The 12405-nt window shown below is 73.2% G+C and carries 8 protein-coding genes and 2 pseudogenes; 3 read left to right on the top strand and 7 right to left on the bottom strand.

Annotated elements, in window-relative coordinates; translation table 11 throughout:
- Positions 1–219 precede the first annotated feature (219 nt).
- Together ACIBNA_RS40230 and ACIBNA_RS40225 are read left to right on the top strand one after the other, a co-directional pair.
- Positions 220–415, top strand: a pseudogene (locus ACIBNA_RS40230) (tautomerase family protein).
- Between the two features lie 161 nt (positions 416–576).
- Positions 577–1619, top strand: a pseudogene (locus tag ACIBNA_RS40225) (coagulation factor 5/8 type domain-containing protein); the annotation flags it as partial.
- A 48-nt stretch (positions 1620–1667) separates the two neighbouring features.
- Here ACIBNA_RS40225 and fusA read toward each other — a convergent pair.
- The 6 genes from fusA to ACIBNA_RS40195 all read right to left on the bottom strand — a co-directional run bounded on the left by fusA (position 1668) and on the right by ACIBNA_RS40195 (position 9873).
- The gene (gene fusA, locus ACIBNA_RS40220; RefSeq protein WP_399170253.1) at positions 1668–3710 is read right to left on the bottom strand and encodes an elongation factor G; all 2043 of its coding nucleotides are present in this window, start codon (positions 3708–3710) and stop codon (positions 1668–1670) included.
- Between the two features lie 345 nt (positions 3711–4055).
- Positions 4056–4970: a YceI family protein gene (locus ACIBNA_RS40215; RefSeq protein WP_399170251.1), complete on the bottom strand. Its 915-nt coding sequence runs from the start codon at positions 4968–4970 to the stop codon at positions 4056–4058.
- Between the two features lie 182 nt (positions 4971–5152).
- Positions 5153–5989: an NAD(P)H-binding protein gene (locus tag ACIBNA_RS40210; RefSeq protein ID WP_399170250.1), complete on the bottom strand. Its 837-nt coding sequence runs from the start codon at positions 5987–5989 to the stop codon at positions 5153–5155.
- Between the two features lie 64 nt (positions 5990–6053).
- On the bottom strand, positions 6054–7145 hold the full coding sequence (locus tag ACIBNA_RS40205) for a maleylacetate reductase (RefSeq protein ID WP_399170249.1): 1092 nt from the start codon (positions 7143–7145) through the stop codon (positions 6054–6056).
- Positions 7142–8011, bottom strand: a complete 870-nt coding sequence (locus ACIBNA_RS40200) for an intradiol ring-cleavage dioxygenase (protein WP_399170248.1) — start codon at positions 8009–8011, stop codon at positions 7142–7144. The genes ACIBNA_RS40205 and ACIBNA_RS40200 overlap by 4 nt, the downstream gene beginning before the upstream one ends.
- A gap of 89 nt (positions 8012–8100) precedes the next feature.
- Positions 8101–9873, bottom strand: a complete 1773-nt coding sequence (locus tag ACIBNA_RS40195; RefSeq protein WP_399170247.1) for an FAD-dependent oxidoreductase — start codon at positions 9871–9873, stop codon at positions 8101–8103.
- A gap of 129 nt (positions 9874–10002) precedes the next feature.
- Between ACIBNA_RS40195 and ACIBNA_RS40190 the strand changes: the two genes are divergently transcribed.
- Positions 10003–11964, top strand: coding sequence for a helix-turn-helix domain-containing protein (locus ACIBNA_RS40190; protein WP_399170246.1), 1962 nt, complete (start codon positions 10003–10005; stop codon positions 11962–11964).
- On the opposite strand, the gene ACIBNA_RS40185 is transcribed toward ACIBNA_RS40190, so the two are convergent.
- A complete protein-coding gene (locus tag ACIBNA_RS40185; protein WP_399170245.1) occupies positions 11952–12404 on the bottom strand; it encodes a MarR family winged helix-turn-helix transcriptional regulator in 453 nt (150 codons plus the stop codon). The two genes, ACIBNA_RS40190 and ACIBNA_RS40185, sit on opposite strands and share 13 nt — an antisense overlap.
- Position 12405: the final 1 nt, after the last annotated feature.

Genomic DNA, 12405 nt, shown 5'->3' with positions numbered 1-12405 from the left:
TGCGCTGGGCACCCCTGAGGACATCACCCGGGGTTGCCGCCTTCCTCACCGGCCCGGAAAGGCACTGGATCAACGCGTGGATCCTACGGACCAATGGAGGCATGGTGTGAGCACGCGGCCACTGGCCGTGCCGGTCGCCGGCGTGGCTGTGTGAGGACCCCGGGGCCCCGTTCGAACCGTCTCGACCGGCCAGGCGACCGACCGCGCTATTTCGCCCACATCAAGGGCCCCGCGGGCAACCTCACCACCGCGGACAGGAGGGAGATCATCGAGCGCACCACCGACCTGTTTGTGGAGATCTACGGTGAGCGAGCCCGCGCCACCACCGTCCTGCTTGTCGACGAGGTCGTCGACGGAGGTTGGGGGCGCGGGCGGCAACGTCCTCACCGCCGCCATGCTCGACGGCGACGCCTGACCCCGGGCGCTTGTGGGCACAGGTCCGCCCGTCCGCGCCCATCAACGGTGGCGGAACGTCAGGCCGCCCGCTGTGCTAGGTCCCGGTGTCCGCGGATGATGTCGGCCTACCGGTAGCCCGAACCCTTGATCGTGCGCTCCTGCGTCCCTTAATCCACATGCACGACGCCGGTCTCCCGGGAGAAGCCGTTCCTGTATCTCGACGGCGGCGAGTACCGCGTCTTCCTGCCCGAGAAGCGGACCGACGCTCGCGGTGTCAGCTGAGGCAACGGCACCCCGCGCGGCACCTCGCTGCCGCTGTCGCGGTTCTACGTGGCCAGGCCAGGCGTCGCGGCCGCCACGCTGAACCAGGCCCTCTCCCAGGGACTGCACTTGCTGCTCACGCCGGGGATCTATCACGTCGACCAGCCGGTCCGGGTCGACCGGGCCGGCACCGTCGTCCTCGGCCTCGGCTACGCGACGATCCTCCCCGACAACGGCGTCACCGCCCTGAAGGTCGCCGACGTCGACGGCGTACGCCTCGCCGGGTTCCTCATCGACGCCGGGCCTGTCAACTCCGCGACCCTGCTGGAGTCGGCCCGCCCGGCGCCTCCCGGGACCACTCCGCCGACCCGACCACCGTCCAGGACGTGTTCGTCCGGATCGGCGGCGCGGCCCCCGGCAATGCCACCACCAGATGGTCGTCAACAGCCGGCACACCATCGTCGACCACACCTGGGTATGGCGCGCCGACCACGGCGACGGCTCCGGCTGGGAGACCAACCGCGCGGACTACGGCGTCGTCGGCAACGGCCACGACGTGGCTGGCGACCGGGCTGTTCGTGGAGCACTTCAACAAGTACGACGTCCAGTGGTTCGGCGAGCGCGGCCGGACGGTCTTCTTCCAGAACGAGAAGGCGTACGACGCCCCGAACCAGGCCGCGATCCAGAACGGCTCGGTCAAGGGCTACGCGGCCTACCGGGTCGGGGACGACGTGACCGGCCACGAGGGCTGGGGCCTGGGCAGCTACTGCTACTACAACGTCGATCCGACGATCGTCCAGCACCACGGCTTCGCCGCGCCGAACCGGCCCGGGGTGCGCTTCCACGGCCTGCTCATGGTGTCACCCGGCGGCAACGGACAGTACGAGTGCGTCATCAACGACACAGGGGCGCCGACCTCGGGGACATCCACCGTGCCGTCGACGGTGGTGTCGTACCCGTGAGGCGCAGGCCCCTCCCCTTCTGATCCAGGGGAGGGGCCGCGCCAGGTGTTAGCGCACCGGTGTCGCGGTCGGCGCCGGCGCGTAGCCGGTGGGTCGGGTCGTGAAGGTGCCGCGGCCCTGGGTGCGGCTGCGCAACCGGGTCGCGTAGCCGAAGAGTTCGGCCAGCGGCACGGTGGCCGTGACGACCGCCGCGCTCGCGCGGGTGACCGAACCGGTCACCCGGCCGCGCCGGGCGGCGAGGTCGCCGAGCACGCCGCCCACCGCGTCCTCGGGCACGGTGACCGTGACCTCGACGACCGGCTCCAGCAGGACCATCGCGCAGGCGCGCAGGGCCTCGCGCAGGCCCAGGCGGCCGGCCGTGCGGAACGCCGTGTCCGAGGAGTCCTTCACATGGGTCGCCCCGTCGGTGAGCGTGACGCGCAGCCCGGTCACCGGGTGCCCGCCGAGCGGCCCCTCGGCGAGGGCGTCGCGGCAGCCGGCCTCGACCGCCCGGACGTACTCCTGCGGCACGCGCCCGCCGACGACGGCCGAGCGGAACGCGAACCCGCTCTCCTGGCACGGCTCCACATCGAGGACGACATGGGCGAACTGCCCTGCCCCGCCGTCCTGTTTGACGTGCCGGTAGACCAGTCCGGACACGCCCCGGGCGACGGTCTCGCGGTAACTGACCCGGGGACGGCCGACGTTGACCTCGAGCCCCAGCTCGCGCCGGAGCTTTTCCACCGCCACCTCCAGGTGCAGTTCACCCATGCCCGACAGCACGGTCTGCCCGGTCTCCGGGTCGGTCCGCACGACCAGCGAGGGATCCTCCTCGGTCAGCCGGGCCAGTCCGGACGCCAGACGGTCGGTGTCGCCGGCCCCGCGGGACTCGACCGCGACCGAGACCACCGGCTCCGGAACGCCCGGCGGTTCCAGGACGAGCGGGGCGCCCGGCGCGCACAGGGTCGAGCCGGCGCGGGCCGACTTGAGCCCGATGACGGCGACGATGTCCCCGGCGACCGCCCGGTCCAGCGGTGCGTGCCGGTCGGCCTGGACGCGCAGGATGCGGCCGATGCGCTCGGTGCGCCGCGCGCTCGCGTCCCACAGGGTGTCTCCCTTCTCGATCGTCCCGGAGTAGATCCGCAGGTAGGTCAGCCGTCCTGTCGTGGTGGCGTGCACCTTGAAGGCGAGGGCGGCCGGTGGCGCCACCGGGTCGGCGGGCCGCTCCTGCTCTTCGCCGTCGTGTGTGCCCCTGACCGGTGGCACGTCCAGCGGCGACGGCAGATAGGCCACGACCGCGTCCAGCAGCGGCTCCACACCGCGGTTGCGGTACGCGGAACCGCACAGCACGACCACGCCGTCGCCGTCGCGGGTCACGTCCCGCAGTGCCGAGGAGAGGGTCCGCTCGCCGAGCGTGCCCGTGTCGCAGAACTCCTCCAGGGCGCCCGGGTGGAGTTCCGCCACGGCCTCCTCCAGCGTCCGGCGGCGTGCGAGGGTCTCGTCCCGGAGGTCGTCCGGCACCGGCGCCTCCTCGAAGGTGTCGCCGTCGGCCCACCGCAGGGCGCGCATGCGTACGAGGTCGACGACGCCGGTGAAGGTGTCCTCCGCGCCGATCGGCAGCTGGACGACCAGCGGGGCCGGGTGCAGTCGCTCCCGGATCGACGCGACGGCCGCGTCGAGGTCGGCACCGGCGCGGTCCATCTTGTTGACGAAGGCGATCCTCGGTACGCCGTGCCGGTCGGCCTGCCGCCACACCGACTCGCTCTGCGGCTCCACCCCGGCCACCGCGTCGAACACGGCCACCGCGCCGTCGAGGACCCGCAGCGCACGCTCCACCTCGTCGGCGAAGTCGACGTGTCCCGGGGTGTCGATCAGGTTGATCCGGTGACCGTCCCAGGCGCAGCTCACCGCCGCGGCGAAGATGGTGATACCCCGGTCCCGCTCCTGCGGGTCGAAGTCGGTGACGGTCGTGCCGTCGTGGACCTCGCCGCGCTTGTGCGTGGTTCCGGTGGCGAACAGGATCCGTTCGGTGACGGTGGTCTTGCCGGCGTCGACGTGGGCGAGGATGCCGAGGTTGCGGATGACGGCGAGCGGGTTGTGGTTGATGCGCACGGCCCAGGGCCTTTCGAAGCGTTCAGGAAAGGGGCAGCGCGATTTCCGGGCGAGGCGGGCATGGCGCGGGGCCATGCATGCGCAGCTTGCTGACGTCACGTCAGCAAGCTGCGGCACATGCTGTTCAGACGTTCGTCCCGGTCATCCGGTGCCCGCCGCGCAGCGGGCACCGGCGCGACGAGGACACGAGGATCACCTCGTAGCGCGGCAGGGAGACGGTGGCAGCGGTGCGGTCACGCATGGCCGTCTCCCTTCGTTCGTCACGACGGTGCGCCGCCGCTCACGTCGTGGGCGGCGCCGGGTACTCGGTGAGTGTAGGGAGGGCGGAGGGAGCGGGGCCAGGGATTATTCCGGCGGGGTCGGGGTGTCGTGGGTCCGGTACATCGCCTGGACGTCCAGCTCCAGTTGCACCGTCGGACCGACCACCGCGATGCCCCGGGCCAGCATCGAACGCCAGTTGAGCGTGAAGTCTTCGCGGTGCAGCTCCGCAGTCGCCAGGGCCGCGCAGCGCAGTTCCTGCCCGTAGCCGCCGTTCACGGTGCCGAGGTAGGTGGTGTCCAGCGAGACCGAGCGGCTGACGCCGTGCATCGTGAGGGAGCCCAGCAGCGTCCACTTGCTGCCGCCCCGGTAGGCGAAGCGGGCGCTCGTGAAGTCGATGTACGGGAAGCGTTCGACGTCCAGGAAGTCGGCGGACCGCAGGTGGTTGTCGCGGGTGGTGTTGCCGGTGTTGATGCTGGAGGCGTCGATGCGGACGTGCACCCGGGAGTCGGTCATGTCCTGGGCGATCCGGATCCCGCCCTCGAAGCGTTCGAAGCGGCCGTGGACATGGGCCATGCCGACGTGCTTGGCGATGAACCGGATCGCGGTGTGCGGCGGGTCGAAGAGCCAGGTTCCGGGCATCGGCAGCTGGAGGGCCTCGGCCGGACGCAGCCAGACCCGCTCGGTGGGCGTCGACGCGCCCACCGCGATCTCGATGGTCTCGCGGTGCGGCTGAAGGCCCTCCGTCGCGATCATCAAGCTGTACCGGCCGGGCGGCAGCGCGGCGAGGAAGTAGCCGTACGGGTCGGTCGTCCCGCGGGCCGCCACCCGGTGGGTGTCCAGCGCGGTGACGGTGACGTCCGCGGCCGCCAGGGGCGTGCCCATGGGGTCGACGACCTCGCGGGCCACGGCACCCGCGCCGGAGGGAAGGGGGAGGGCGAGGCCCGCCGCTGCGGCGGAGGCGCCCCTGAGTCGTCGGCGCCGGAGCAGTGCGAGGGCCATGTGGTTCACCTTTCATCGGGGCGGCACGGCCGTACGGGCGGCGAGGTCAGCGCACGCCTACGGCCGCACCATGCTGCGGTCACACCCCCTTGTCGATCTTGCGGGACCGGTCTCCGGGACGGGTGTCTCATTACGAGACACCCGGAGACGCCCTGAGACAGCCGTAGACGGCCGCTCGGCGCCTACACCTTGAACGCGTCGGCGCGTTCCGCCGCCCACTGGGCGAAGGTGCGGGCCGGGCGGCCGGTGACCTTCTCGACGGTGCCGGCGACCGTGCGGCCCACCTCGGGGGTGTTGCCGTACGCCTCCAGCAGGAAGCCGATCACGTCCTCCGGGAGGCCGGCCGCCCGCCACTGCTCGACGGCCTGCTCCTCGGTCAGCTCGACCAGCGCGACCTGGCGGCCGACGGCTGCGGCGATCGTCGCCACCTTGTCGCCCACGGTGAGCAGTTCGGGGCCGGTGATCACGTACTCCTGGCCTCCGTGGCCCTCCTCGGTGAGCGCGACCGCGGCGACGGCGCCGATGTCGCCCTCGTGGACCATGGCACTCAGCCGTGCGACGAACGGCTCCCGCACCTCGCCCGAGGCCACGATCCCGTCCGCCCACTCCAGGGCGTTGGCCATGAACTCGACCGGCATGAGCACGGTCCAGTGCACACCGTCGTCGGCACGCACCGCGTCCTCCAGCGGGGTGGGCCCGCCGCCGTGCAGCACGGTGATCCGGCGGACGCCGGCCGAGCGGGCCAGCTCAAGGATGCGCGGGCCGGTCTCCAGCGGGGTGAAGGCGGCGCCGCCGAAGGTGATCAGATGGAGGCCGGTGACCCCCTCCAGCGCCGGGGCCAGGCCGTCCGGTTGGGTCAGGTCGCCCTCGACGACCTCCACACCGGCCGGGAAAGCGGCCTTCGCGGCGTCCCGGGTGAGGGCGCGGACCTCGTGCCCCCGGGCGAGCAGTTCGGCTACGACCTGGCGGCCGACGGTTCCGGTGGCGCCGGTGACAAGAATCTTCTGCGTCTGCGTCATGGCACGACCGTAGGAAGCCTTGCGGTCACTTTCTGTCCGCAAGTCTGTGTCCCCTGTGCATCCGCTAAAGGGTGGTTTCCCCGGCCGGCTCCGGGGGGCCGCCCTCGTACGCCGCTCGCAGCACGGCCCGGGCCTCGTGCGCCGTCACCGGGCGCGGGTTGGCGTACGGCTCGCCCGCGACCCGGTCCGCCGCCGGTGTCACGTCGCCTTCCGCGAGGCCGAGTCCGGCGAGGGAACGCGGTGCTCCGAGGCGCCCGGCCAGCTCCCACAGGGCGCGGGGCGGGTCGTCGGCGCCGAGGGCCCGTCGCAGTACGGTCAGCGCGTGCGGGGCGGCGGGGGCGTTGTAGGCGAGGACGTACGGCAGGACGACGGTGTGCGTCTCGGCGTGCGGCAGTCCGAACGTGCCGCCCAGCACGTGGCACACCTTGTGGTGCAGGCCCATCGTGGTCGAGCCGAGGCAGGTGCCGCACAGCCATGCCGCGTACAGCGCCCGGCTGCGCGCGTCGAGGTCCTTCGGGTCGGCGGCCAGTCGCGGCAGTGCCTCGGCCATCGCCCGCACGCCCTCCTCGGCCATGACCGAGACCAGTGGCGAGGTGTCCGGGGCGTACAGCGCCTCGACGGCGTGCGCGAGCGCGTTGACGGCGCTGGTCACGGTCAGCGGCACGGGCAGGGAGAGGGTGAGACGGGGGTCGTAGACGACACTGCGGGGCTGGACGACCGGGTCACGGCCGGTGCGCTTGGTGCCGTGCTCGGTCAGGCCCCACACGGGGGTCATCTCGGAACCCGAGTAGGTCGAGGGCACGGCGATCAGCGGCAGCCCGGTGCGCAGCGCGATCGCCTTGCCGAGTCCGATGGCGGAGCCGCCGCCGACCGCGACGCAGCCGTCCGCCCCGGCCGCCCGTACCGCCGCGACGGCCCGGTCGGCGTCCTCGACGGGGACGTGCATCCGGGCCTCGGCGTGCACTCCCACGCAGGCGTCGCCGAGCGCGTCCGCGACCGCCCGGGCGACTGCTTCGCCCCGGCTGCCGCAGACCACGAGCAGCCGCCGCAGGCCCAGGTGTGTGGCCTCGCCCGGGGTCGCGGTGACGGCCGCGCCGGGCCGGAACACGACCCGCACGGGCCGGGTCTCGTACGAGAAGTCACTGGGGAACGTCATGCGGCACGCTCCAGTACGAGGTCGAAGCGGGCGTGCCGGAAGGGGGTCGCCACGCCGAACTCTCGCGCCAGGGCCGGGTCGTCGGTCTGCGCGAAGTCCTGGACCAGGCTCTCCTTCACGGCGAACACCGCGTCGGAGTCGAGGTAGTCGCCGCCGGCCACGAAGATGTGCGTGGTCAGGGGCGTGTGTCCCTCGGCCGTGGCGATGAAGTGGATGTGCGCGGGGCGGTAGGGGTGCCGCCCGGTCGCGCGCAGCAGTCCGCCGACGGGGCCGTCGGTGGGGATCGGATACGGCGCCGGGACGCAGGTGCGGAACCAGAAGCGGCCCTCGGGGTCGGCGGTGAACAGTCCGCGTCCGTTGCCCGCGGGCTGGACGCCGGGCTGCTGGACGTCGTAGAAGCCCTTGTCGTCGGCCTGCCAGACGTCGACGACGGCGCCGGGCAGCGCTGTGCCGTCCGCGGACAGCACCCGGCCGCTGACCACGCACGGTTCGCCGCCGCCCACCAGGTCGATGTCGTCGCCGAGGGCGCGGACCGGCGACTCGGTCATGTGGAAGGGGCCGAGCACGGTCGACTCGGTGGCGCCGGGCGCGCGGTGGCCGTTGACGGTCTCCACGAGCATGGACAGCCCGAGCACGTCCGACAGCAGGATGAACTCCTGCCGGGTGTCGGTGCAGGCCTGCCCGGTCGCCGTCAGAAAGCCGATCGCCCGCTCCCACTCCTGCTGGGTCAGCCGGGTCTCGCGCGCGAAGTCGTGCAGATGGCGGACGAGGCCGGTGAGCAGCTCGCGCAGGCGCGGGTCGGCGGTCCCCCGGAGGCTGGCGAGGGCCTGCTCGGTGACGCCGGCCCCGGTCGTGTCGGTGGTCATCCCGGCTCCTCGTCATCGACGTCCGTTACTTCCATGATTGCGCGCTCAGGCGGGTCCGATTCCGCACTCGGGTGGGTCCGATTCCGCACTCAGGCGTGTCCGAGGATGGTCCGCAACGCGTCCGTGAGCAGTTCGCCGGCGTCCGGCGCGGCGTACGCGTGCCGGAAGGCGACGAAACCGTCGGGGCGCACGAGCAGGGCACCCGCGTCGGAGATCTCGCTCAGGCACGCCCAGTCGCCGTACGGGTCCTCGTACTCCTGCCCCGGCCCGATCACCACGGTGGCGACCTCCACCTCCTGGGCCCCGGCCGCCCGCAGCCAGTCCTCTCCCCCGATGCCGGTCAGCAGGGTGAAGCGGCCCCGGCCGACCGTGTCGAGGGTGGACAGCGTGCAGGAGCCTGAGGTGATCCAGGCATGCGGGAGCCGGGCGCCGGGGCGGGAGGAGGGCTGGTGGTGCAGCTCGGGGTCGCGGGCGAAGCCGGGGTCGGGCGTGCCGTCCGGGACGATCGCGCCGGAGGTGTAGCGCTGGTTGAGGTCGACGCCGTGCGCGTTGAACTCGTACGCCTTGAAGGCGATCGCCTCCCGCAGCTCGGCGCGCCGCTTCCCGGCGGCCTCGGTGGTGTCCTTGCGGGCGGCGATGTTGGCCCACAGCTGCTCGGGGGTCTGCGGGGAGAGCCCGTCGAGGGCCTCGAAGATCGGGGCGGTCTCGCGGATCGACCGGTTGGCGCGGGTGACGATCTGCCGGCCGATGGGCGCACGCTCGGCGGTGTAGCTGTCGAGCAGCCTGGGGTGGGCGGTGCCGTCGAGGACGAGTCCGAGTTTCCAGGCCAGGTTGTAGGCGTCCTGGATGGAGGTGTTGGAGCCGAGGCCGTTGGACGGGGGATGCCGGTGCACGGCGTCGCCGGCGCAGAAGACGCGGCCGTTCGCGTAGCTCTCCGCGTACATCTCGTTGACGGTCCACGCGGAGGACGACTTGACGGTCACGGGGATGTCGTCGTCACCGACGAGCTGGCGCACGACGGATTCGGCGTACTCGGTGGTCAGGTCGGGGGCGCCCGCGGTGACGTCGTAGCCCCACACGATCAGCCACTCGGTCCAGGGGCGGACGCAGCGCACCAGACCCGCGCCGATGCCGCCGACCGTCGCGCCGGGCGCGAGGACCCAGTACAGGGTGGCCGGGCGGTGGGCGGTGTACTTCGCCAGATCCGCCTCGAAGACGATGTTGATGCTGCCGGCCACGCCCATCTGGCCGCCCATCGGCAGCCCGGCGTCCGCGGCGACCTTGGAGCGTCCGCCGTCGGCGCCGATCAGGTACTTGGCGCGGATCTCGTACGTGTCCCCGCGCAGCCGGTCGCGGACGGTGGCCGTGACGCCGTCGGCGTCCTGGGTGTGGGAGAGGTACTCGTTCTTGAAGCGGAGCTGGGTGCCGCGGGCGACGGCGGCGTTCACGAGGACCGGCTCCATGAGGTGCTGCGGCATGTCGCACATGCGGGTGGGGCTGGCGAGTTCGTGTTCCGCCTGCACGAGGGGGTCGTTGCCCCAGGAGCGCACCCGGCCCAGTTCCTCGCCCGCGAGGCTGGTGCAGAACGTCGTGTTGCCCATCAGGTGCTGCGGGGTGGCCTGCGCGACGACCTCCTGCTCGACGCCGAGGTCGCGCAGTACCTCCATGGTGCGCTGGTTGGTGATGTGCGCGCGGGGCGTGTCGGCGAGGCTCGCGTAGCGGGTCACCACGATGTTGGGCACGCCGTAGGTACTCAGGGCGAGCGCGGCCGAGGCACCGGCGGGGCCGCTGCCCACGATCAGGACGTCGGTCTCGACGACGGTGGACACGGGGCGCTCCTGCGGGGGATACGGGGCGGACATCGAGCGCCATGATCATGGAGTGCCTCGGCCGGTCGCGAGTGTCTCATTACGAGACACCCGTTCGCGAAGAGGAGCGTCGCCCACGGCAGTGGTTGCCCGTTCAATCGAACCCGCTACGGTGGGTGTGCCGTGACCACGACCGAGCCCTCCCCCGCAGCCACCGCCCGGCCCTCGCTGCGTCTCGCCCGCGAGCGGTTCCTGTCGGGGCGTCCGCTGCCCGGCGGCGTTCCGGAGGAGGTCGTCGCGGCGTGGCGGCGGGCGCGGTTCTTCGGTGTGCCGCACGACTTGAAGGAGCCGGACGTCGCTCCCGCGCGACCCGTGGAGTCGGCGCTGCTCGGTGCCGCCCGGCCGGTGCTCGACCGGCTCGTCCCGGCCCTGGGCGCGGACCGGTCGCTCCTCGTCCTGACCGACGAGCGGCTGCGCGTGCTGTGGACGGCGGGGAGCGTACCCGGGCTCGATCCGTGCCCCGTCCTGTCGGAGCAGGAGGTCGGCAACAACAGCGCGGCTCTCGCCCTGCGCACCCGGCGCCGGGCCGAGGTGCACGGACCCGAGCACTTCCTCGACCGGTGGCAGGACATGTCCGCCGTGAGCGTCCCGGTGCTCGCCCCGGAGGGCGGCCGGGTCGCCGGCACGCTGACGGTCGCGTCGCTCGCGTCGCGGCTGGGCGGCGCGCGTTCGCCGCACCCGCAGGCGGCACTCGCCGAGGCCGCCGCCGCGGCGATCGAGACGGAGCTGCGTGCGCGGGCGGGGCGGGCGGAGCGGGTGCTGCTGGACGCCTATCTGCGGGCGGCGGGCGGGCCGGAGCGGGTGGTGGATGGACCGGAGCGGGCGGCGGGCGGGCCGGACCGGGCGGCGGATGGACCGGACCGGGCCGCGGACGGACCGCACCGGGCCGCGGACGGATCAGACCGGGCGGCGCGCAGACCGCACCGGGCCGCAGACGGACCGCACCGGGCCGCGGACGGATCAGACCGGGCGGCCGGCGGATCAGACCGGGCCGTGGCCGCCTTGGACGGTCGTAACCGCCTGATCAGCGACTCCGCGCAGCAGTTGCTGACGCCCGAGGTGCTCGGGGCGCTGGAGCGTACGGCGGTGAGCGCGCGGCATGCGGATGCCGCGGGTGGTGCGGGGCAGCCCGAGGACACGGGCCTGGCCGAGCTGCCGGAGCTGCCGGAGCTGCCGGCGGGCGCTGGATGCGTCGCGCGGGTCGATCCGGTGCGTCTGGACGGCGTGGTCATCGGGATCGTCGCCGTCCTGGAGCCGCTCGCCCGTCCCGTGGCGTCGGTGCCGGCCGTGCCGCGCCCGCCCTGCTCGCTCACCGGCTCGTCGGTCCCCTGGCGGCACGCCGTCGGGCGTGCCGTCGAACTGGCCGGCTCGCCGGAGCCGTTGCTGCTGACCGGTGAGCGCGGAACCGGCAAATCCGCGCTGGCTCTGGACCTGCTCGGAACCCAGGCCGTCGAGATCGCCGACGCGGCGCAGGATGCCGGGCTCGAAAGGGCCCTGCCCACCTGGCCGACCGGTCGCCCGCTTCTGCTCCGGCACGCCGAGCGCCTCGCGCAGCCCGGCGTGGCCGCACTCAACTCCCTGCTCGACGCGCACCCGGACATCCGGCTGCTGGTCACCTACACGCCCGGCACGCCGGTCGGCCCCTGCCTCCAGCGCCTGCTGGACAAACTGTCCGCCCGCTCGGTGACCCTGCCTCCGCTGCGGGAACGCACCGAGGACATACGGGAGCTGCTGCCGGCCCTGGCGCCACGGCCGGCCCCCGGGCAGCCGCCGCTGACCTGGACCCTGGACGCCCTGCGCGCGCTCGAGCGGTACCCGTGGCCCGGGAACGTCACCGAGCTGGCCCATGTCGTCCGGGCCCTCGCGGAGCACCGCCGGATGTCGGGGCCGGTGCGCCGGGCGGAGCTGCCGGACGCCGTGCGGGAAGGCCCGGCCGCGCGGCCCCTCAGCCCGATGGAGCACGCCGAGCGCGCCGCGATACTGGATGCGCTGCGCCGCCACGGCGGCAACAAGGCGCGCGCGGCGGCCGCGCTGGGCATCGGCCGGGCGACGCTGTACCGCAAGCTGCGGGGCTACCGAGGCTGATCAGGGGCGGTCTCGGCCAGTCGCACCATCAGGCCGGCGGCCAGTTCGAGCACACCGCGCTCGGTCGGGGTCAGGGTCGCAAGTGCCGAGGCGAGCCAGCGGTTCCCCTCCTGCACGTGCCCGTCGAGCGCCTGGATGCCGAGGTCCGTGATGGCGATGTCCTGGCTGCGGCGGTCCTTGCGATTGGTCGACCGGACGATGTGGCCCCGTTCCTCCAGCTCGTTCAGGACGCGGGTCAGGGACTGCGGCTGGAGCCCTTCGATGGCGGCCAGCGCGGTGGGGGTCAGCGGACCGTCATGGCGCAGGTTGGCCAGCACCGAAGCGGACATGCGGGTGAGCGCCTGGCCGCGTCCGGGGTGCTGGGCGCGCAGGCGCGTGGCCAGACGTGACACGCCGAGCCGTAGCGTCTCGGCCGTGCGAAGGTTGTCTTCAGCTTTCACA

It is taken from the genome of Streptomyces sp. NPDC050164, assembly GCF_044459945.1.
Lineage (GTDB): Bacteria > Actinomycetota > Actinomycetes > Streptomycetales > Streptomycetaceae > Streptomyces > Streptomyces coeruleorubidus_A.
This window is presented reverse-complemented; position numbering and strand designations above follow the sequence as displayed.

Coding starts and splice junctions, on each gene's coding strand:
- ACIBNA_RS40215 (WP_399170251.1), bottom strand. CDS start 4,970: ATGGCCCTCGCACTGCTCCGGCGCCGACGACTCAGGGGCGCCTCCGCC.
- ACIBNA_RS40210 (WP_399170250.1), bottom strand. CDS start 5,989: ATGACGCAGACGCAGAAGATTCTTGTCACCGGCGCCACCGGAACCGTC.
- ACIBNA_RS40205 (WP_399170249.1), bottom strand. CDS start 7,145: ATGACGTTCCCCAGTGACTTCTCGTACGAGACCCGGCCCGTGCGGGTC.
- ACIBNA_RS40200 (WP_399170248.1), bottom strand. CDS start 8,011: ATGACCACCGACACGACCGGGGCCGGCGTCACCGAGCAGGCCCTCGCC.
- ACIBNA_RS40195 (WP_399170247.1), bottom strand. CDS start 9,873: ATGTCCGCCCCGTATCCCCCGCAGGAGCGCCCCGTGTCCACCGTCGTC.